Annotated in this window: 20 protein-coding genes; 3 read left to right on the forward strand and 17 right to left on the reverse strand. The window is 62.7% G+C overall.

Annotation, left to right across the window (positions count from 1 at the left end; genetic code table 11):
• Nucleotides 1–29: 29 nt before the first annotated feature.
• The 5 genes from ACE3OA_RS14955 to ACE3OA_RS14975 all read right to left on the reverse strand — a co-directional run bounded on the left by ACE3OA_RS14955 (nt 30) and on the right by ACE3OA_RS14975 (nt 3,837).
• A complete protein-coding gene (locus ACE3OA_RS14955; RefSeq protein ID WP_374312068.1) occupies nt 30–905 on the reverse strand; it encodes a 3-hydroxybutyryl-CoA dehydrogenase in 876 nt (291 codons plus the stop codon).
• Nucleotides 906–992: 87 nt separating this feature from the next.
• Nucleotides 993–1,928: an FAD-binding protein gene (locus ACE3OA_RS14960; RefSeq protein WP_374312069.1), complete on the reverse strand. Its 936-nt coding sequence runs from the start codon at nt 1,926–1,928 to the stop codon at nt 993–995.
• Nucleotides 1,929–1,938: 10 nt separating this feature from the next.
• The gene (locus ACE3OA_RS14965) at nt 1,939–2,691 is read right to left on the reverse strand and encodes an electron transfer flavoprotein subunit beta/FixA family protein (RefSeq protein WP_374312071.1); all 753 of its coding nucleotides are present in this window, start codon (nt 2,689–2,691) and stop codon (nt 1,939–1,941) included.
• A gap of 375 nt (nt 2,692–3,066) precedes the next feature.
• Nucleotides 3,067–3,639 carry a cob(I)yrinic acid a,c-diamide adenosyltransferase gene (locus ACE3OA_RS14970; RefSeq protein WP_374312073.1) on the reverse strand — a complete coding sequence of 191 codons (573 nt, stop codon included), beginning with the start codon at nt 3,637–3,639 and terminating at the stop codon, nt 3,067–3,069.
• 6 nt (nt 3,640–3,645) lie between these two features.
• Complete coding sequence (locus ACE3OA_RS14975; RefSeq protein ID WP_374312075.1) at nt 3,646–3,837, reverse strand: twin transmembrane helix small protein; 192 nt, start codon at nt 3,835–3,837, stop codon at nt 3,646–3,648.
• A 117-nt stretch (nt 3,838–3,954) separates the two neighbouring features.
• On the opposite strand from ACE3OA_RS14975, the gene ACE3OA_RS14980 reads away from it, so the two are divergent.
• Nucleotides 3,955–4,788: an aldo/keto reductase gene (locus tag ACE3OA_RS14980; protein WP_374312077.1), complete on the forward strand. Its 834-nt coding sequence runs from the start codon at nt 3,955–3,957 to the stop codon at nt 4,786–4,788.
• A gap of 67 nt (nt 4,789–4,855) precedes the next feature.
• Nucleotides 4,856–5,305 (forward strand): GNAT family N-acetyltransferase, encoded by a 450-nt coding sequence (locus tag ACE3OA_RS14985; RefSeq protein ID WP_374312079.1) that lies wholly within the window; start codon nt 4,856–4,858, stop codon nt 5,303–5,305.
• Between the two features lie 11 nt (nt 5,306–5,316).
• On the opposite strand, the gene ACE3OA_RS14990 is transcribed toward ACE3OA_RS14985, so the two are convergent.
• The 12 genes from ACE3OA_RS14990 to ACE3OA_RS15045 all read right to left on the reverse strand — a co-directional run bounded on the left by ACE3OA_RS14990 (nt 5,317) and on the right by ACE3OA_RS15045 (nt 18,573).
• The gene (locus tag ACE3OA_RS14990; RefSeq protein ID WP_374312081.1) at nt 5,317–6,690 is read right to left on the reverse strand and encodes an FAD-binding oxidoreductase; all 1,374 of its coding nucleotides are present in this window, start codon (nt 6,688–6,690) and stop codon (nt 5,317–5,319) included.
• Between the two features lie 43 nt (nt 6,691–6,733).
• Nucleotides 6,734–6,997: a DUF2061 domain-containing protein gene (locus tag ACE3OA_RS14995; RefSeq protein ID WP_374312083.1), complete on the reverse strand. Its 264-nt coding sequence runs from the start codon at nt 6,995–6,997 to the stop codon at nt 6,734–6,736.
• Between the two features lie 124 nt (nt 6,998–7,121).
• Nucleotides 7,122–7,940, reverse strand: a complete 819-nt coding sequence (locus ACE3OA_RS15000; RefSeq protein ID WP_374312085.1) for an aminotransferase class IV — start codon at nt 7,938–7,940, stop codon at nt 7,122–7,124.
• A complete protein-coding gene (pabB, locus tag ACE3OA_RS15005) occupies nt 7,937–9,364 on the reverse strand; it encodes an aminodeoxychorismate synthase component I (protein WP_374312087.1) in 1,428 nt (475 codons plus the stop codon). The genes ACE3OA_RS15000 and pabB overlap by 4 nt, the downstream gene beginning before the upstream one ends.
• 66 nt (nt 9,365–9,430) lie before the next feature.
• Complete coding sequence (locus ACE3OA_RS15010; RefSeq protein WP_374312089.1) at nt 9,431–11,938, reverse strand: PAS domain S-box protein; 2,508 nt, start codon at nt 11,936–11,938, stop codon at nt 9,431–9,433.
• Between the two features lie 16 nt (nt 11,939–11,954).
• A complete protein-coding gene (locus ACE3OA_RS15015; protein WP_374312091.1) occupies nt 11,955–12,791 on the reverse strand; it encodes an alpha/beta fold hydrolase in 837 nt (278 codons plus the stop codon).
• Nucleotides 12,792–12,990: 199 nt separating this feature from the next.
• Nucleotides 12,991–13,359 carry a winged helix-turn-helix domain-containing protein gene (locus tag ACE3OA_RS15020; protein WP_374312093.1) on the reverse strand — a complete coding sequence of 123 codons (369 nt, stop codon included), beginning with the start codon at nt 13,357–13,359 and terminating at the stop codon, nt 12,991–12,993.
• A gap of 4 nt (nt 13,360–13,363) precedes the next feature.
• The gene (locus ACE3OA_RS15025; RefSeq protein WP_374312095.1) at nt 13,364–14,503 is read right to left on the reverse strand and encodes a C45 family autoproteolytic acyltransferase/hydolase; all 1,140 of its coding nucleotides are present in this window, start codon (nt 14,501–14,503) and stop codon (nt 13,364–13,366) included.
• 192 nt (nt 14,504–14,695) lie between these two features.
• Nucleotides 14,696–15,376 carry a gamma-glutamylcyclotransferase gene (locus tag ACE3OA_RS15030; protein WP_374312097.1) on the reverse strand — a complete coding sequence of 227 codons (681 nt, stop codon included), beginning with the start codon at nt 15,374–15,376 and terminating at the stop codon, nt 14,696–14,698.
• A gap of 159 nt (nt 15,377–15,535) precedes the next feature.
• The gene (locus ACE3OA_RS15035) at nt 15,536–16,495 is read right to left on the reverse strand and encodes a 3-keto-5-aminohexanoate cleavage protein (RefSeq protein ID WP_374312099.1); all 960 of its coding nucleotides are present in this window, start codon (nt 16,493–16,495) and stop codon (nt 15,536–15,538) included.
• Nucleotides 16,496–16,521: 26 nt separating this feature from the next.
• Nucleotides 16,522–17,235 carry a GntR family transcriptional regulator gene (locus ACE3OA_RS15040; protein WP_374312101.1) on the reverse strand — a complete coding sequence of 238 codons (714 nt, stop codon included), beginning with the start codon at nt 17,233–17,235 and terminating at the stop codon, nt 16,522–16,524.
• A 12-nt stretch (nt 17,236–17,247) separates the two neighbouring features.
• Nucleotides 17,248–18,573, reverse strand: coding sequence for an aspartate aminotransferase family protein (locus ACE3OA_RS15045; protein ID WP_374312103.1), 1,326 nt, complete (start codon nt 18,571–18,573; stop codon nt 17,248–17,250).
• Between the two features lie 174 nt (nt 18,574–18,747).
• On the opposite strand from ACE3OA_RS15045, the gene ACE3OA_RS15050 reads away from it, so the two are divergent.
• Nucleotides 18,748–19,800, forward strand: a complete 1,053-nt coding sequence (locus ACE3OA_RS15050; protein ID WP_374312105.1) for an ABC transporter substrate-binding protein — start codon at nt 18,748–18,750, stop codon at nt 19,798–19,800.

A 19,800-nucleotide genomic window follows, 5' to 3' on the forward strand; every position in this document is an offset into this window, starting at 1 on the left:
TCTTTTTCAGCTCGGTCCGCTCGAAGCGCTCAGCGCGTCGGGACCGGCGTTTCGCCGCTGTAATCGTAGAAGCCTCGGCCGGCCTTCTTGCCGTACCAACCGGCTTCGACATATTTCACCAGCAGCGGGCAGGGGCGGTACTTGCTGTCGGCGAGGCCTTCATAGAGCACCTGCATGACAGCGAGGCACACGTCGAGGCCGATGAAATCGGCGAGTTCCAGCGGGCCCATCGGATGGTTGGCGCCAAGGCGCATCGCCGTGTCGATGGCGTCGACATTGCCGACACCTTCATAAAGCGTATAGACGGCCTCGTTGATCATCGGCAGCAGGATGCGGTTGACGATGAAGGCCGGGAAATCTTCCGAGGTCGCCGTCGTCTTGCCGAGCTTTTCAGCGAGGTCGCGCACCTGGGTAAAGGTGTCGTCATCGGTAGCGAGGCCCCGGATGAGCTCGACCAGCTTCATCAGCGGCACCGGGTTCATGAAATGCATGCCGATGAACTTCTGCGGCCGGTCGGTCGCAGCGGCCAGGCGCGTGATCGAGATTGAGGAGGTGTTGGAAGCCACCAGCGTGTGCGCCTTCAAATGCGGACACACGGCGCGCATGATCTCCTTCTTGACCTCTTCCTTTTCGGTCGCGGCTTCGATGACGATGTCGGCCGGGTTGAGGTCCGGCAGGCTGTTCGACGTCTTGATGCGCGCGATCGCCGCGTCTTCGTCGGCTTGGGTGATGAGACCGCGCTTGACCTGGCGGTTCATGTTGGCGCGGATCGTTTCCAGCGCCTTGGTGAGCTGCGCCGGGTTGTTGTCGACCAGGATGACGTCGAGCTTGGCCAGCGAACTGACATGGGCGATGCCGTTGCCCATTTGCCCTGCACCGATGATGCCGACTGTTTCGATCGTCACGTTGAGACCTCTTCGTTTCGTTGTCCCGGAAAGATGCGGCCCGCTGTTTTATCAGCGGGCCGCTTATCCGGTTTTCAGTTCAAAGGCTTACTTGCCGAGCTCTTTCGCCAGTTCCGGCACCGCCTGGAACAGATCGGCGACCAGGCCGTAATCGGCGACCTGGAAGATCGGCGCATCTTCGTCCTTGTTGATGGCGACGATGACTTTGCTGTCCTTCATGCCGGCGAGATGCTGGATGGCACCCGAAATGCCGACGGCGACATAGAGGTCCGGCGCCACGATCTTGCCGGTCTGACCGACCTGGTAATCGTTGGGGACGAAACCCGCATCGACAGCAGCGCGGCTGGCGCCGACGGCGGCACCCAGCTTGTCGGCCACTTCCTCGAGCATCTTGAAATTGTCGCCCGACTGCATGCCGCGGCCACCCGAGACGACGATGCGCGCCGAGGTGAGCTCGGGGCGTTCCGTCTTCTGCACTTCCTGGCCGAGGAATTTGGACAAGCCCGCATCGCCGCTGGAGGCGACCTTCTCCACCGCGGCCGAACCGCCGGTTTCAGCGGCGGCGTCGAACGCCGTGGCACGGACCGTGATGACCTTGATCTTGTCCGAGGACTGCACCGTCGTCAGCGCGTTGCCGGCATAGGTCGGGCGCGTGAAGGTATCCGGGCTGTCGACGGCCGAGATTTCCGAGATCTGCTGCACGTCGAGAAGGGCCGCGGCGCGCGGCAGGATGTTCTTGCCGTTGACGGTCGCGGCCGAGAGGATGTGGCCGTAGGCAGGCGCCAGGGCCACGATCAGCTTGGCAACGTTTTCGGCCAAAGCATGGCCATAGATGGCGTCGTCGGCCAGCAGCACCTTGGAAACGCCGGCCACTTTGGCGGCGGCGTCTGCGGCACCCTGCGCACCGGCGCCGGCCACCAGGATGTGAATGTCGCCGCCGATCTTCTGGGCAGCGGTAACGGCATGCAAGGTCGCCGATTTCAGCGACGCGTTGTCATGCTCGGCAAGGACGAGAATGCTCATGGATTGATCCTCAGATGACTTTCGCTTCGTTCTTCAGCTTGTCGACCAGTTCGGCGACCGACTGCACCTTGATGCCGGCCGAACGCTTCGGCGGCTCGGTGACTTTGAGGGTCTTCAGGCGCGGGGCCGGGTCGACGCCGAGCTGCTCCGGGGTCAGCACATCAATGGGCTTCTTCTTCGCCTTCATGATGTTGGGGAGCGATGCATAGCGCGGTTCGTTGAGGCGCAGATCGGTGGTCATGACGAAGGGCGTCTTGACTTCGACGGTCTCGAGGCCGCCATCGACTTCGCGCGTCACGGTGGCGGTGCTGTTGTCGTTCAAGACCAGCTTGGAAGCAAAGGTTGCCTGCGGCCAGCCCAGCAGCGCCGAGAGCATCTGGCCGGTCTGGTTGGCATCGTCGTCGATCGCCTGCTTGCCGAGGATCACGAGACCCGGCTGTTCCTTCTCGACCACGGCCTTGAGGAGCTTCGCCACGGCCAGCGGCTGCAATTCGACATCGGTTTGCACATGCACGCCGCGATCGGCACCCATGGCCAGCGCCGTACGGATGGTTTCGGCGCATTGCGCGTTGCCGAGCGAGACAGCAACGATTTCCGTCGCCTTGCCGGCTTCCTTGAGGCGCACGGCCTCCTCGGTCGCGATTTCGCAGAAGGGATTCATGGACATCTTGACGTTCTGGGTTTCGACACCCGTGCCGTCCGCTTTGACGCGGACCTTCACGTTGGCGTCGATCACCCGCTTAACAGCGACGAGGACTTTCATCTTCAAGGACCCGGATGAGACAGTGGTTAGACTGTGGTTGTAACGGTCGATGCCCGCGGCGCGACGGCTCTACAATCGAGACCCGCGCCCGGCGCGACACCCCCTGCCCTCAAACGCCGCGTGGAGCGGCCATGAGGCAGAAATTTCGCATGCGCAAAATAGGGGCATGGCATCTTTGTGTCAACGTAGCCAGGGAACTCGCCCGGAAACGGCAGACTTGCGCTTAATCGCGCAAAATCAATAACTTCCGGGACACATAGATGAGCTGCATTAACCGTGGCATGAGGCATCTTGAAGCGTTGCGGTGCAGCTTCATTGGGCAATCCATGCGGAGATTTTGGGCACGGCTCGAGTCACGCCCGCCCCTCAAACGGCCTATCTATTCTTCCCCGGCACCCACAGCACGTCGGCGCGGCCCTTGTCATTGACATAGCGCGCCATGACGAAGAGCAGGTCCGAGAGCCGATTGATGTAGCGCAGGCCCGCCGGGTTGACGGCCTCATGGTCCATCAGCGCGGTGATGTCGCGCTCGGCGCGGCGGGTGATGGTGCGGGCCAGGTGCAGATAGGCCGCGGCCGGCGTGCCGCCCGACAAGACGAAGCTCTTGAGCGGTTCCAGTTCTGCATTCAGCCGGTCGATTTCATGTTCCAGTCGTTCCACCTGCGCCTCAACCACGCGCAGCGGCGGATAGTCTTTCGGGTCTTCCGGCTGGCAGAGATCGGCCCCGAGGTCGAAAAGGTCGTTCTGGATGCGGTTTAGCATGGCGTCGATGTCGCCCCCACCCGCGTCTCGGCAGTGGAGACGTGCGACACCGATCGCGGCATTGGCCTCGTCGACCGTGCCATAGGCCGTGACGCGAAGGTCATGCTTCTTCACGCGCTTGCCCGAGCCCAGCGACGTCGAGCCCTTGTCGCCCCCCTTGGTATAGATGCGCGTAAGCTGAACCATGCCGCCTCAGCGGACCAGCAGATAGAGCACGAAACAGACGACCGCCCCGGCCTGGAACAGGACACGGAAGCGCATCAGCTTGTTGCTGTTCTGCTTGTTGAAGTCGCCGCCCTTGCCCATCGAAAAGACGCCGACCAGCAGCGTAACGAGGGTAAGGACCATGAAGATGACGAGAAAGACGAGGATGATGTTTGCCATGCCGCAATGATAGCGGCGTGGGATCGGCCGCGCTAGAGTGAAGGGGATTTTCACTGCCTTTTTCAGGGCAACCGGTGAAATCGCCTGGAGCATACGAGAGTTACGGGGAAACGGACCATGCGGCGGATAGTCCTTAAAGACGGTAGAGAAATTCCAGTCATCGGCCAGGGCACCTGGCGCATGGGCGAACGGCCGGCGGAGCGGCAGGCGGAAATCGCGGCACTCCGCGCCGGCATCGATCTCGGCCTCACCCTCATCGACACGGCCGAGATGTACGGCAATGGCGGTGCTGAAACTGTCGTCGGCGAGGCCATCAAGGGCCGCCGGCAGGAGGTCTATCTGGTCAGCAAGGTCCTGCCCAGCAATGCGAGCTTTGCCGGCACGATCAAGGCCTGCGAACAAAGCCTGAAGCGGCTCGGCACCGACCATATGGACCTTTACCTGCTGCACTGGCGGGGCAGCTATCCGCTGGCCGACACGCTGAACGCGCTCCGCCAGCTGCAGACCCAGGGCAAGATCCGCAGCTTCGGGGTGAGCAATCTCGACACCGGCGACATGAAGGAGTGGCTGGCGCTGCCCGGCGCCGACGCGACGATCACCAACCAGATTCTCTACAATGTGGGTGTGCGCGGCCCGGAACATGACCTTGGGCCCTTGCTGGCACAACACCGCATCGCCCTGATGGCCTATTGCCCGCTGGCTCAAGGCGACGTCACTGCCTTTCAGAAACTCGAACCCGTCGCCAAGCGCCACGGTGCCACCGTGGCCCAGATCATGCTGGCCTGGGTGACGCGAAATCCCTTGAGCTTCGCCGTGCCGAAGAGCAGCAACATCGCCCGCCTCAAGGAAAATGCCGCCGCCGGCGACATTGTCCTGACACTCCAGGACCTCACTGATATCGACGCCGCTTTCCCGCCTCCAAAGAAAGCGGTGCCGCTGGAGATGATTTGAGCCTCCTCTCCCAAACAGCATGAACCCCGCCTTCACCCTCCGCCCCGCTCGGCTTGTCGAATGCGATGTGCTTGACGCGCTCTGCTTCTGCTCGAAAGCGCATTGGGGCTATGACGCGGCTTTCATGGCGAGCGTGCGCGACCAGATCCGCGTCAATGTCGCGGCTGTCGGCAGCGGGCGCGTCTGGGTCGCCGTCGAGGGCGATGACAAACCCTGCGGTGTCGTCGAAGTGGACCCACTGGACGCGGCAACCGCTGACCTCACCCTCCTCTTCGTGGACCCCGCGCATCTGCGCAAAGGCATCGGCCGCGCGCTCTACGAAAAGGCCCTCGACCTCGCGCGCCGTCTCGGTGTGCGCGAACTCCTCATCGATTCCGACCCGCAGGCCGCCGCCTTCTACGCCACCATGGGCGCCACCCGCATCGGCGCCGAGCCCACCGGCTACCAGGGCCGGCTGCTGCCGAAATTCAGCGTGGCCATTGGCGGAATTGAGGATGCCGACATCCCTCGCGGATAAGCGTCAATTTCTCAAATAACCTTGCCCGGATTAAGGATCCCCTTGGGGTCCAGTGCCGTCTTCAGCCGCCGCATGACGGCGATTTCCTCCGGGGTCCGCGAATAGCTGAGATAGTCCCGCTTCAAGGTGCCGATGCCGTGCTCGGCCGAAACCGAGCCGTGGAAGTCGCGCACGCAGCCATAGACGATCTTGTCGACGTCATGCATGCCTTCGCCTGCAGCATAGGCGACGCTGGTGGTGATATGGAGATTGCTGTCGCCGATATGGCCATAGAAGAAGAATTTTCCATCGGGCCAGCGCGCCGCGAGGCGGCTGCGGCAATCTTCGGCGAAGGCGCCGATGCGCCCCACGGCAAGGCTTACATCGAAATTGACGATGTCGGGCAGGGTATCCAGCGCATAGCCTTCGCGCACGCGCCAGAAGCTCTGCGCTTCCTTTTCATTCTGCGCGATCACGGCATCGCTGAGCGCCCCGCCCTCGAGTGCCGCTTCCAGGAAGGCTTGGAAGCGGACCGGATCGCTCTGGGCATCGGAACCCTGATGTTCGATCAGCACATAGAAGGGATGGTCAGCCGAGAGCGGCTGCGCATTCGTCATCTTGTGGCCGCTGACGAAGCGATAGAAGTCCGGCCACATGACTTCAAAAGCGGATGGACCACCGAGATCGGTCTCGGCACGGCGCAGCAGCCGTAGAACGGCATCGAAACCACCGAGGGCGCAGAAGGCCGTGTTGGTGGAGCGCGGGGCGGGCCGCAAACGGAATACGACGCGCGTGATGATGCCGAGCGTGCCCTCGCTGCCGATGAAGAGCTGCTTCAGATCGAAGCCGGCATTGTTCTTCAGCATTTTGTTGAGGTTGGAGAGGATCGTGCCGTCGGCCAATACGGCTTCCAGGCCCAGCACTTGCGCCCGCGCCATGCCATAGCGGATGACCCGGTTGCCCCCGGCATTGGTGGAAAGATTGCCGCCCACCTGCGCGCTGCCACGGCTTCCCAGATCGAGCGGCAGCAGAAAACCGGCTTCCGCCGCCGCGTTCTGCGCGCGCTCCAGCGGGGTGCCGGCCAGCACCGTCAGGGTCGCTGCCTCCCGGTCCAGTTCCTCAATGCCGCTGAGAAGATCGAGCGACAGGGCGATTTCATGGGGCTTGGCGTTGGCACCGCCGGCAAGGCCCGTTAGCCCGCCTTGCGGTACCACGCTTTGTGCGAATTCGTTGCAGATCCTGAGGGCCGCGGCGACCTCGGCCGTGTTGCGCGGGCGCAGCACGGCCAACGGCAGGTCGCGGCCCGTCATGCTCATGTCGGAACGATGGCGCGGCCCGATCCCACTATCCGTCAGCACCGCGCCGGCACCCAGTGCCGTGCGCAACGCTGCAATCACATCCGTCATCGATGCCGCCCCTCGGAAGACAAGGGCGGCATGCTAGTCGAACTCAGCCGGCGAGCGCCAGCGTGCGGAGATTGCGAAAGGAATGGTGATCCTCGACCCGCGGCGTCTCACTTGTGCGGCCGGTCGCCCGTTCCGCCCTCTTCCAGGCGCGCTCATGGAAAAAGAACGCGACCGTATTCACGGCCGGCTCGACCAGTGCCACGCCCAAGGCGATGGGCAGCGAGCCGGAAATGAGATAGGCGACGCCGAAGCCGATGCTGAAATGGAGCACGGCAAAGGAACCCGTCTTCATCAGATCTCGCAGCATGACTTCCTCCTAATTGCAAATCATTCTCATGTGCAAAATATGAAGGAAGCGGGCGGCTGGTTCAACCGGGTTATAGCGATTTTACTAATCGACGGGATCGATCAGACAGAGGGTTCTTCAAAGTTCAATCGATCAACAATCCGCTGATCTGGTCGATAAGAAGGGGATCGAGCCGCATCTCGCGGCCATCCAGGCGGGCCATGGGAACGCAGCCGAGCAGCGAGTTGCTGATAAAGAGGCCCCGGAAAAGCTCGATATCGGCCCGGTCCAGGCTGTTTTCGGAGACCTTGAAGCCGGCTTTTCCGGCTTTTTTCAGGATTTTCGCCCGGGTAATACCATCCAGGACGCCGTCGGCCAGCGGCGGCGTCACCCAGGTTTCACCGATGAGGGCGAAGAGATTGCCGCGCGCGAAACCCGCGATGCGTCCCTGGTTGTTGAGCATCAGGGCTTCCTGTGCACCGGCTCCCTGAGCCTGTTGCTGGGCGAGGACATTATCCAGATAATTCAGTGACTTGATCCGACTCAAAGGCGAGCCCTCATTGCGCCGGATCGGCACCGTCGCGGCATCGAGATGCGGGGGGATCTGGGGAAACGCACCGGCCGTGATCACCAGCACCGGCTTTGGATCGAGCGGCAGCAGCAGGCCGCGGGAGCCAACACCGCGCGACAGGGTCAGGCGCAAGCTGGCGCGCCCTTTTGAAAAGCCATTCGCCTCAAGCACTTGGGCGATCGCCGTCGCCACCTCGGTCGCTTCGACCGGCAGCGGCAGATCGAGCACGGTCGACGCCCGCGCCATACGCTCGAGATGGGCGGCAAGGTCCAGCGGTTGCCCATCCAGGGCAGCCAGGGTCTCGAACAACCCGTCGCCCAGGGTGAAGCCGCGATCGCGCGGATCGATCCGCGCCTTGTCGGCCGGCAGCAGGGCGCCGTTAATCCAGATCATGCAGCCGATCCTCCCAATTCATTCGGCGCGGCGCCCCCGGAAGCCAATGTCTCAATGAGCGCCTTGGCTTTCGTGAAGCTTTCCTCAAGTTCCAGGGCGGGATCGCTGTCGGCGACGATGCCGCCGCCGACCTGGAAGGAAAGATCGTCGCCCTTCACGCAATAGGTCCGGATGACGATGTTGGAATCGAGGCAGCCGTCGAAGCCGAGATAGCCGATGGCGCCGCAATAGGGGCCACGCGCAGTGGGTTCCAGCTCGGCGATGATTTCCATGGCGCGGATTTTCGGCGCACCGGTCACGGAACCGCCGGGGAATGTCGCACGTAGCAGATCGACCGCGTTCTTCTGCGGCAACATCTCGCCCGTCACCACGGAAACGAGGTGATGCACGGTCGCATAGGATTCGAGCCCCCACAGAACCGGCACCTTGACCGAGCCCATGCGGCAGACCCGGCTGATATCGTTGCGCAGCAGATCGACGATCATCAGGTTTTCCGCGCGGTCCTTTTCGGAGGCCAGCAATTCGGCGGCAAGGGCAGCGTCCTCGGCGGCATTCCTGCCCCGCGGGCGCGTGCCCTTGATCGGCCGTGTCTCGACATGGCCCTCGCGCAGGGACAGGAAGCGCTCCGGCGAGGAAGAAAGAATGGCGATGTCGCCGAACTCGACAAAGGCCGCGAAAGTGGCGGGATTCCGCCGCCGCAGCGCCTGGTAGAGGTCAAGGCGGTCGATGCCGGCATGCAGGCGCGCGCGGAAGCGCTGGGTGATGCTGGCCTGATAGATGTCGCCAGCCTCAATATAGTCGATCGTGCGGCGGACCATGGCTTTGTAATCGGCACCGCTGAGTTCCGGCCGCGCGGCGATGGCCCAAGTGGATCCCAATGGGGCGGAACCCGATGGCGCCGAACGCGCCCGCGCGAAGCGTTCCAGCGCCCATTTGATGCGCCGCTTTGCCCGTTCAAGGCGAGCCGCCCCCGTTTCGGGATAGCCGCTCGATATCAGCCAACCTTGGCCCGTCCGATGGTCGATGGCGACGACGAGGTCATAGGCGCCCAGCAGCAGATCGGGCATGTCCTGATCGTCGCGGCGATGCGCCGGCACGCGCTCAAGATGATGACGCAGGCCATAACCGAAGGAGCCGGCGACACCACCTTGGAAAGGCGGCAATTCCGGCACGGCCTCGATCGGGTAGCGCGCCATGAGATCGGCAAGGGCTGCGAAGGGATCGCCGGTCACGGCGGTACCATCCAGGGTCACGCGGGCGCCATCGGCGACTAGGCGGTGGAACGGATCGGCCATGACGAAAGAGTATCGGCCCAGCGTTTCATGGCCGAGCGCACTGTCGAAAAACACGAGCCCGCCGGCCGGACGCAAGGCAGCCGCCCAGCGCACGGAATCGAGCGCCGTCTCTGCCAGGGGATGAATCAAAGGTCGGTCAATCATGGCTGGAAATTTAGCATGGGCCCGAAGCCCTGAGCACCCCATAAGCGCCAGTCAGTTTCCTGATTTGGCCACGGATTTCGGCAGCGCTGGCCGCCCGGGCCTGCTGGCGGCAGCATCTGGAAGGGTCAGATGCACCGCCGTTCCCTTGCCGAATTCGCTGTCGATGCGGATATCACCGCTCATGGTCCTGGCCAAGGATATGCAAATCGCGAGGCCGAGACCTGTGCCGCCGACATCCCTGGAATAGGCGCTGGCCACCTGTTCAAACGGCTGCCCGATCGTATCGAGGCGATCCGCCGGAATGCCACGCCCCGTATCACGCACAACGATTGCGACCATGCCAATGGCATTGTGTGCCTCGACGGACAAGGAGATTTGACCGCCTTTGCCGGTGAACTTGATCGCGTTGGCCAGAATGTGGTCGAGGATCTGGCGAAGGGCCCCTTCATCCACAAGAACCCTGCAGACAGGATTGTCGATCGACAGCTTGAGCGAAAGCTGCCCTGACGCCAGTTTTCCCTGCATGTCGGCCAGCGCCTTGCGGATCGCATCCACCGGGTCAACCTCGCGGATGCGCATATCGTATTTGTTGGCCTCGATGCGCGTGAATTCCAGCACCTCATTGATGACGCGCAGAAGTATCTGGCCGCTGTTGTGAATATCCTTGGCAAACTCGACATAGGCGTCATTTTCGATCGGGCCAAGCTGTTCGCGGGCCATAAGTTCGGAAAAGCCGATGATGGCGTTGAGTGGCGTCCGCAGTTCGTGACTCATATTGGCCAGGAAATGACTCTTGGCGACATCAGCTGCCTTTGCCTTCTCCGCCTCCATGGCATTTTCGGCGGCAAGACGCTGAAGGTCACGCTCCCTGTCGACGATTTCGGTCATGTCGCGAAAAATGGCCGTCATGATGAGCTGCCCGGCGATCTCCACCTTCGACAGCACGGCCATCATCTGAAATTCGCTGCCATCCTTGCGCAAGGCCTTGACCGAGCGCCAATCCGACATGCGTTGCTGCCGCGAACTACCCGTCGCAAAACGATCGACATATGCATGATGCTGGCGCGCAAAGGATGGCGGCAGCAGACGGTCGAGCGACTGGCCAATCATCTCCACCGGGCTGTAGCCGAAGATGACCTCGGCCTCGCGGTTGTAGGTTACGATGCGCCCGGCGCGGTCGATCGAAATGATCCCCACCATGGCGGAATCCAGAATGGATGCGTAGCGGGCCTCGGCATGGCGGCTTTGTTCGAGCGCTTGCCTGGCTGCCGTCAGGGCATCGGCTAATTCCCTTGCCGTCGCCACCCGCGCCGAAATATCGCGCAGAACCCCCACAAAGCGCTTCACATGGCCGGCCTCATCGAACGCCAGCGTTATGCTCAGTTCGTTCCAGAACGGCTTGCCGTCCTTGCGGTAGTTCAGTATCTCGCCCACAAATGGCTTGGCATTGCGCAGAGAGAACCTGATCTCATCGATTACTGCCGGATCAGAGCCGACACCCTTCAGAAACGAGCAGGTGCGGTCGATGACCTCCGACAGGGCATAGCCGGTGATCCGTTCGAATCCGGCATTGCCATAGACGATTTTGCCGCGCGGATCGCTCACCAAGACGGCTTCGGCAATCTGTGTGAGCGCGTCTTCGCGCATCAGCATGTCACGATTGGTGCGTTGCTGCCGCTCGGCTATGCCGCAGATCAGCCAGCCGATGGAAATGACGCAGCCGATGAAGACCAGCGTGTCGTCCGGCGCGTCAAGCGTGCCGACATTTTCGACGAAGGGGCCGAAGCCATGTGCTGCCGCGGCGAGCGAGAGCGTGGAAACGATGCAGATGGCGCTGGCTGCGCCAAACCGGCCCATGGTCAAGGCGGGCCACCCGGCAAGGACCAACTGTGCCGAAATCAATAGATGGGCGCTGTCGGGGTCACTTTGCTGGAACAGGGCAAGGGCGTAGGCCGAGAGGCCGCAAAGCCAGAGAATGACCTGCAGGGGATGCGCTGCCACTGCAATGAGATGCCGGCGATTTGCCGTCAGCATGACGGGCGCGAACGCAACAACGCCAAAGAAATGGCTGGCGAAAAGAAGATTGACCGTGGCCCATGCCTCTCCCGGCACAAGCCGACCGGACAGCCAGGTGATCGCCAGGGGTACCGAAGCCTGGACGGCGGCACCTGCGCCGCTGGCGCCCAGCAGCACGATTCCGCTGTGCCAATTGATGCCCTGCAGGCCATGACCGAATTGCCGGATGATCAGGCAGGTCGCGACGAGGGCCAGCAGGCTGCCGAACGCGAAGGACAGCGACAGGTACCAATCGGAGATAGCCATGAGAGAGGCGATGACGAGCCCGAAATACCCGGAGAGAGCCGGCCTTATTCCCCAACGCGACATCACGCCGACCAGGAATCCCGCCGGTAGCCACATGCCGGGCAGTCCGTCCGGATGGATATCGACACTGAACGACAGCTGACCGAGGGCCATGGTGGACAGAAGGATCAGCAGATCGAGCACGGCCGGTCCTGCCTCCTGCTGTCCATTGAGAGCGGACCCGCTGGTGGGAGACATCGGGGATCGCGCCCGCTTATCCAACGGTCGCGGCCGGCATGCCGCCGGATGAATCCAGGTCGAGGTGACGCTGCAATGCCGGCAAGACGAGGTCGACCGAGGTCATGTGCGGCATATGCCCGCTGGCATCGATCATCTCCAGCGTGCTGCCCCTGATATGATCGTGCAGAAACGTTGCGGCAGCCATCGGCACCGCCGGATCGGATCGCGTTTGCAGGATTGCCGAGGGGGTTTCGACCTGGTTCATCAATGCGCGATAGTCGGCGAGCAGGATCATTTGTGCGGTTGCCAGCGCGACGTCGCCGCGCATCGCCAGCAGACCGTCCAGGAATCGAGTCGTCGCAGAATCGTGCATCGGCCGATCAACGACATAGGGCGCATATGCCTGCGCCCAGTTGCGATAGTTTGAACCGATGGCCAGAAAGACCTGTTTGAGATCCTCCTGGCTGAAGCCCCCTTGATAGGCGTCGCGGTTGAGGTAGCAAGCCGACGCACCGATCGCCACGATCTTGGAGAAGCGATCGCGCCGGCGCAGACTGGCAAGCAGCCCCACCATGCCGCTCACCGAATGACCGACAAATGCGCAGTTGGCTATTTCCAGATCGTCCAGAATGGCCATCAGGTCGTCGATATAGCCGTCAATCTTCCGATGGCGCGTCATGTCGAAGAATTCGCGGTCAGCCGTCGCGGCACAGGGCAGGTCATATGTAATCACACGGTAGCCACGCGACAGCGGCTCAAGATAGGGAAACCAAACACCTTGATTGGCGCCGAAGCCATGCGCCAGAACCACCGCCTTCGGTCCATCGCCGACCTGCCGGACATTGAGCGCGCGCGTCGTCCAGGAGGGCATCGTGTCCACCCCTTCCAGTTGCTGATCGCCTATTGGAATAATGACATCGAACGATGCCGAAATCCTGATTGAAATCAGCTGGATTTGGGCTTGGCGTCAGTTCGGTGGGCAGCGGATACGGATCGGATTTAGGCCTAGGATGACGATCTTGCCTAGGAACCCAGACGACCATAAAGAGTATTCCGGCCTATGCTTAGGATTACTTTTGCCGCTGGTTGCGTCGAATGAGCGCGCGCAGGGCCGTGACGTCGGCGGCAATCGCCAGGCGGCAGGCGGATTCCATATTGCGATAGCGGCTCAGCACTTCTTCGCCGGTGGGTGTCAGGGCCGCGCCCCCGCCCTTGGCGCCGCCGGTCTGCGCTTCGACCACGGGGGCGCCGAGATGCTGGTTAAGCTCGTCGACCAGGAGCCAGGCGCGGCGATAGCTCATGCCGAGCTTGCGGCCGGCAGCGGAAATCGACCCGGTATCGCGGATCGCTTCGAGGAGGTCGGCCTTGCCGGGCCCGATGGCGACATCAGGCTCGATGACGACACGCAGGCGCGGTCCTGTGGGTGCTGATTTTCCCATGGCCCTATTCCGCCGCTCGCGCCAACGTAACGGGCGCATCTTTGAGGCTGTAGCGCGTGAAGTCGCGGCAATGCGCCGGCAGCGGTGCCACATCCATCGTGCCGGCCGCGGGGTCCATGATGATCATGGCGACCGTCGCCGAGAGATCGCCGGCGGAATTGGGCAGCACCGGCCGGCAGACGGCGAAGGGTGCCGCAAAATCGTCGAAGAAGGCGGCCTTGAGGTCGTCCGGCGAAATCCTGCCGGAACCCAGAAGTTTCTGCACGCGCCAGTCGCGATAGAAGCTGTCGCCGAGAAGCCCCACATCCTTGAGCTTGGCCAGTGCCACCGGGTTCACCCAATGATTGGCATGCACGATGAGGCCATCCTGCGGATAGATCGGGAAGACTTCGTCCGGTGCGCATTCAAAATCGATGGCAAAGCCTTCCGCCGTGCTCAGCATCATGTTGTTGGAGCAGGCCTTCGGCGTTGCCGCCACGGCGCGGACCGCCATGGCGAAGTGACGCTGTTCCAGCACCTTGCGGCGGATGAGCACCAAGGGAATGCCGGACTGCCGGTAGTCGCGCTCCGATTCCAGGTAGTTCGCGGTGATGGCGATGCCGGCTGCGTTCATGCCGCAGCGCGCCAGGCCGCCCGCTTCCACAAACGTCATGAAATCCGGTCCATCGTCACGCGTGACGCGCAGCACGATCGCGGTGTCGGCGCATTCGGCGCGCCAGTCCCAGTTCTGGCCATGGATCAGGCGGCCATTGCTGCTGCGTTCGGGCAGGATGACGGCGCCGGTGCAGCCATCCACCGCATCGTCCTCGGCCTCCGGCCGGTTCTTCTCGCGCCGCGCCTGTGCCACGATCTCGGTCCGCGCATTGATGAGCACGATATCGTCGAGGCTGACATCCGCGCCATCGGCGATGCCGCGCATCTCTTCAAGGTAATGCGCGCCGAACGTCTCAATTTCCTTGGCGAACTGACCGATGAGGCGCGCCTTTTCCGGCGCCGTGAAACCCAGTTCGTCGAGCGTGCCGCCGTAAAGCCCAATGCTGCGCTTCACGCGCTCCGGCACGGCACGGCCATACTGCACCCCACGCTCATATGGCGCGCCGCTGACGGCAACGAAGGGAAAGGGCTGCGGGTTGGGGGCAGTCATGCGGCGGCTCCGGCTGGTGCGGCATGAGTCTTAGCGAAAGTGGCGAGGGGAGACAATGTAGAGCCGTCACTTGGCGCCCCCCTTCCCGACCTCCCCCCTGAAGGTGGGAGGGGTTTGAAGCGAGCTCCCTCTCATCTCCTCCCACCTTCAGGGGGGGGGTCGGGAGGAGGGTCGGCCGATTTCAGTCTCGCTCTAGCACGCGCGCTCGATCTCCCGCGCCACCAATTCCTGCAGCCGCCACAGATTCTTGTCATAGATGCCGTGTTCGGCGAGCTTGACCACCGTGTTGTAGAGATAGGCGGCACCGGAGCCGATATGGCCGCAGGCGCGGGCCAGCATCCGGGCGGTCAGTTCCGGCGAGGGCGGTTCGGGCAGATGAAAGCCCTTGGGATGCGCCCAGAAGGTGAGCGCCGGGACGACCTTGCCGCCGGCGCGGACATTGAGCCAGCGCAGATAGACATGATCCGCCGGCCCGTCCGTCTCGCGCTGCAGCACGCGCGCGAGCTCGGCGACCTTGGCCTCCTCCGGCAGGCGAAAGAGAATGCCGTCGCAGGACCCGCCGCGCTCGAGCGCCAGCATCAGCCCGGGCTCTTCCGGTGTGCCGCGCCAGCGCTCCATCTTCATCGAGAAGCGGCGGTGCCAGCCATGCGCCGTCCCGCGGCGATGTTCGGCCGCATTGAAACCCGGGTTCCAGATGAGCGAACCATAGGCGAAGATCCAGAACGCGTTGCCCTCGCGTTCATCCACCATGGTCCGCGCCATCTCAGTGAACTCGGCTTCGGAGTAATAGGTGAAGTCCGCTCTAGGCCCGGGGTCGGGCACGCATCTCTCGCACCGCGCCACCAATTCGGCAGTGAGGGCCATCTCCGGCATTTTGACGCGGATCGGGGGCATGGTAACCGGCGCGGTTGATCAAATCCGCCGGGAAGGTAGCAAAGCGACGGACCCGGCGGCAATCGCCTGAATTTCGACATCAGGCGTGACGCAATTTCACGCCTGATGCCTGTTCCGCCTATTGGGCCGCAATTGGTCCTAGAATGCGACCTGGTCGCCGCCCTTGAGCTTCAGCATGGCCCGCGCCTCGGCCGGCGTGGCGATTTCCAGCGACAGGTTCTCGAGGATCGCCCGGATCTTGGTCACCTGCTCGGCATTGCTTTTGGCAAGCTGGCCCGGGCCCAGATAGATGCTGTCCTCGAGCCCCACGCGCACATTGGCACCCATCGTGGCGCCCATGGTGGCAAGGCCCATCTGATGGCGGCCGGCGGCAAGGATCGACCATTGATAATCCGTGCCGAAGAGCCGGTCGGCCGTGCGGCGCATATGCGCCAGGTCTTCCGGATGCGGGCCGATGCCGCCGAGGACGCCGAAGATCGTCTGCACGAAGAGCGGCGGTTCGAGGAGCTTGCGGTCGAGGAAATGCGCCAGGGTGTAGAGATGGCCGATGTCGTAGCATTCGCACTCGAAGCGCGTGCCGCAGCCCTGTCCGAGATCACGGATGACCCGTTCGATCTGGGCAAAGGTGTTGCTGACAACGTTATCGCGGGTCTTTTCGACGTAGGGCTGCTCCCAATCATATTTCCAGTCGGTGATCTTGTCGCCGGCATGGAAGATGCCGAAATTCATCGACCCCATGTTGAGCGAGCAAAGCTCGGGCTTGGCGCGCAAGGGTGCCGCCAGCCGGTCATCCATCGACATGCCGAGCGAACCGCCGGTGGTGATGTTGATGACCGCGTCACAGGATTGCTTTATGCGCGGCAAGAACTGCATGAAGACGTCCGGATTGGGCGTCGGCCGCCCGTCCTTGGGGTCGCGCGCATGGAGATGGATGACGGAGGCGCCGGCCTCGGCGGCCGCGATCGATTCCTTGGCGATTTCGTCCGGGGTGATCGGCAGATAGGGCGTCATGGTCGGCGTGTGCACCGAGCCGGTGACGGCGCAGGTGATGATGACCTTGCGGCCTTTGCTTTGCTTGGGTTTCTCCGGATTGGCCATGTTCCCCTGATCCTTTCTGGTTCTTCTTACTGTGGCAGCAGCCGCAGGATGATGTCCGCGGCTTCCGAAATGTCTTCCTGCAGCGCCTCGCGCGCGGCACTTCCGTCGCCCTTGCGCAGGGCGGCGATCATTGCCTCATGGTGATCCATGCCGAGTCCGAGCGTCGCCTCGCCGCGCATCGTATTGAGGCAAGGGCCGACTTGCATCCACAGACTTTCGATGATCGGCAACAGCAGCGGCGAGCGCGCGGCCTTGTAGATGGTGAAGTGGAAATCGAGGTTTAGGTCGAGATAGCCTTCGGCGGCACCCGATGCCGCAGCCCGGTTCATGACCGCCTGAACCTCCTCGAGACGCTTCAATTCCGCCTTGCTAATAGTGAGCGCCGCCCATTCGGCGGCCTTGCCCTCGATCTCGCAGCGCACGCGGCGCAGCTCCATCAGGCGACCGGGCGTCATCTGCGGCACTTCGACCCCGCGATTGGGATTGTTCTGCAGAGCCTGCTCGGTCACCAGGCGCCGTAACGCCTCGCGAATCGGCATGGCGCTGGTACCGAAGACCTTTTCCAGTTTCGAGACCACCAGCCGTTCGCCGGGGACATAGTGCGCCGACATGATGGCGTGCTTGAGGCGCGCATAGATATCCTCATGCGTCGAGCCATGCGGCACCTCGGCGCGCGCCGTCTTGCCCAATCCCTTGGGCCCCACCTTGGACTTCAACGCCGGCTTTGCCGCGCGGGCCATGATCAGGCGCCGTTACTGTCGCACCGGCAGAATCGAGCGGTAGTCGGTGAGGAAGTCATCAAAGATACCTGTGAAAGACTCGATGTCGGCGCGGGTGAAGGGCAGAGACAGCGCGATCATACCGCGCGGCGTCACATATTGGCCACGCAGCAGCATTTCCATCTGCCACAGATGCAGGAAACGCGGGTCGGCGGCCTCCACATCGTGCGGGGAGGCGATCTCGCCCGCCACGAAATGCAGATTCATCAGCGAGCCGATTCCGGTCACGGTTCCCGCCACGCGATGCTGCTTCAACTGCTCGTTCATCCTGGTCCGCAAATCGTCGCCCAGGCCGTTCATCTGCTGCAGGGCCGATTCGGTCAAGACCTGGGTAAAGCCGGTGAAACCCGCTGCCATGCTGAAGATATTGTTGTTGAAGGTGCCGCCATGGCCGAAGGCGTTGGGCGAGGCCGGATCGAAACGGTCAAGGATATCGGCCCGGCCGCCGAAGGCGCCGAAGCTGCAGCCGCCGCCGATATATTTACCCAAGGTAACCATGTCCGGCTTCAGCCCGACCTTGCCATGATAGGCGTGATAGGAGAGGCGCGAGGTCATCACCTCGTCGAGGATGAGGAGAATACCGGCCTGCGCCGTCTCGGCCCGCAGCATGGTGAGGAAATCGGGCTTGGCTTCGATGCAGCCGCCGCCGCCCATCATCGGTTCCAGGATCACGGCGGCCAGATCCTTGGCATGCTGGCGAATGAGATCGCGCGTGCCGGCGATGTCGTTGTACTGGCTGAAGAGGAAGGGATAGGGCGCGTTCAAGGGCGAGCCGCCATGGGCAAAGGTCAGGATGCCGCCATGATAGCCGCCGTCGAAGGCGAGGATCTTGGGCCGTCCGGTGACGGCGCGCGCCGTCGACAGCGCCATCAAATTGGCTTCGGTCCCGGAATTGCAGAAGCGGACACGCTCGATCGCCGGAAAGCGCGCGACGATGGCCTCGCCGAGCCGCGCTTCAAAGGGGTTGGGGCCGCCCAGCACCCAGCCGCTATCCGCCACCTTGCGGATCGCGGCGGCGATGAGCTCGTTGCGATGGCCGTAGAGGCCGGCCGTGTATTCGCTAACGAAATCGACATAGGTGTGGCCATCGAGATCCATGAGGCGATTGCCCTCGCCGCCGGTCAGCGTCAGCGGGAACGGTTCGTAATAGAGGACGGCACGCGTATTGCCGCCGGGCAGCGCCTTCTTCGCCCCTTCGTGCCGGGCGGAACTGGCGGGATTGGCCGCGATGAACCGCTGGCGGGAATCGGCGATGGCGGCATCGAGTTCCAGATTGGCGCCGATGGGCTTGGCTTGCATGAGTCACCTATTTGATCAAACTTTTTGCACGTTAATTGGCGCCGCTCTGCCTGTAAAGTGTCGAGCTTCCAACAATCTTCTCCCCGAGGCATTGACAGCGGGCAGATCATCGCCATAACATTTGATCAAATCAATAAGCAAAATACCAAACAGGCAACAGAGGAGGCTTGAGGCATGACGTCGAAAGTAATTTGGGCGGCTCTCACCATGGCCGCGGGCGTGGCCGGCACGATGCACAGTGCCGTCGCCGAAGACAGTTTCACCGCGGTGGGCTGGGGCGGATCGTGGAACGAATCCTATGACCAGGGCGTGTTCCAGCCTTTCACCAAGGAAAGCGGCATCAAGGTGGTGCTCGATGAATGGGAAGGGGAGCTCGCCAAGCTCCGTGCCCAGATCGAAAGCAATTCCATCGTCTACGACCTGGTCAGCACCGAGGCGCCGGGGCTGGAGATCGGCTGCGCCGAGGGCCTGTTCGCCAAACTGCCGGACGCGATCTATGCGCAGAAGGACGATTACCTGCCGGGCACCATCCATCCCTGCGGCATCGCCTCTGACACCTGGGCGACCGTCATGGTCTATGACGGCAACAAGATCAAGGACGGGCCGCATAGCTGGGCCGAGTTCTGGGATGTCGAGAAATTCCCGGGCAAGCGCGGCCTTTTGGGCCAGGCGCAATACACGCTGGAAAACGCCATGATGGCGGCGGGCGTGGCGCCGGCCGATGTCTATACCGAGTTGCGCAAGCCGGACGGCGTCGACCGGGCCTTCGCCATGCTCGACAAGATCAAGCCGCATGTCGTCTGGTGGACCAGCTCCACGAAGGCCATGCAGAATCTCTCGGCCGGCGAAGTGGTGATGACGGATCTCTACAATGCCCGCGTCACCTCGGAGAACGAGAAGAACAAGTCCAACTATGTTATTGCCTGGGATGCCGGCTTCTTCTACGGCACCGACATGTGGGCGGTGGTCAAGGGCGCCCCGCACCAGGCCGAAGCCGAGAAGTTCCTCGACTTCTTCGCCAAGCCGGAAAACCAGGCCGGCTTCCCCAAGCTCTATGCCTATGGCGTCGGCCATAAGAAGGTGTCTGAATATCTGACACCGGAACAGCTCGACCGGCTACCGACGTCGGAGAAGAATCTTGCCCACGGCGCGGTCTATGACACGGAGTTCTGGGCCGAGAACAAAGAGGCGCTGGAACAGCGCTTCCAGGCCTGGCTCGCGCAGTAA

It is taken from the genome of Dongia sp. (assembly GCF_041906375.1).
Lineage (GTDB): Bacteria > Pseudomonadota > Alphaproteobacteria > Dongiales > Dongiaceae > Dongia.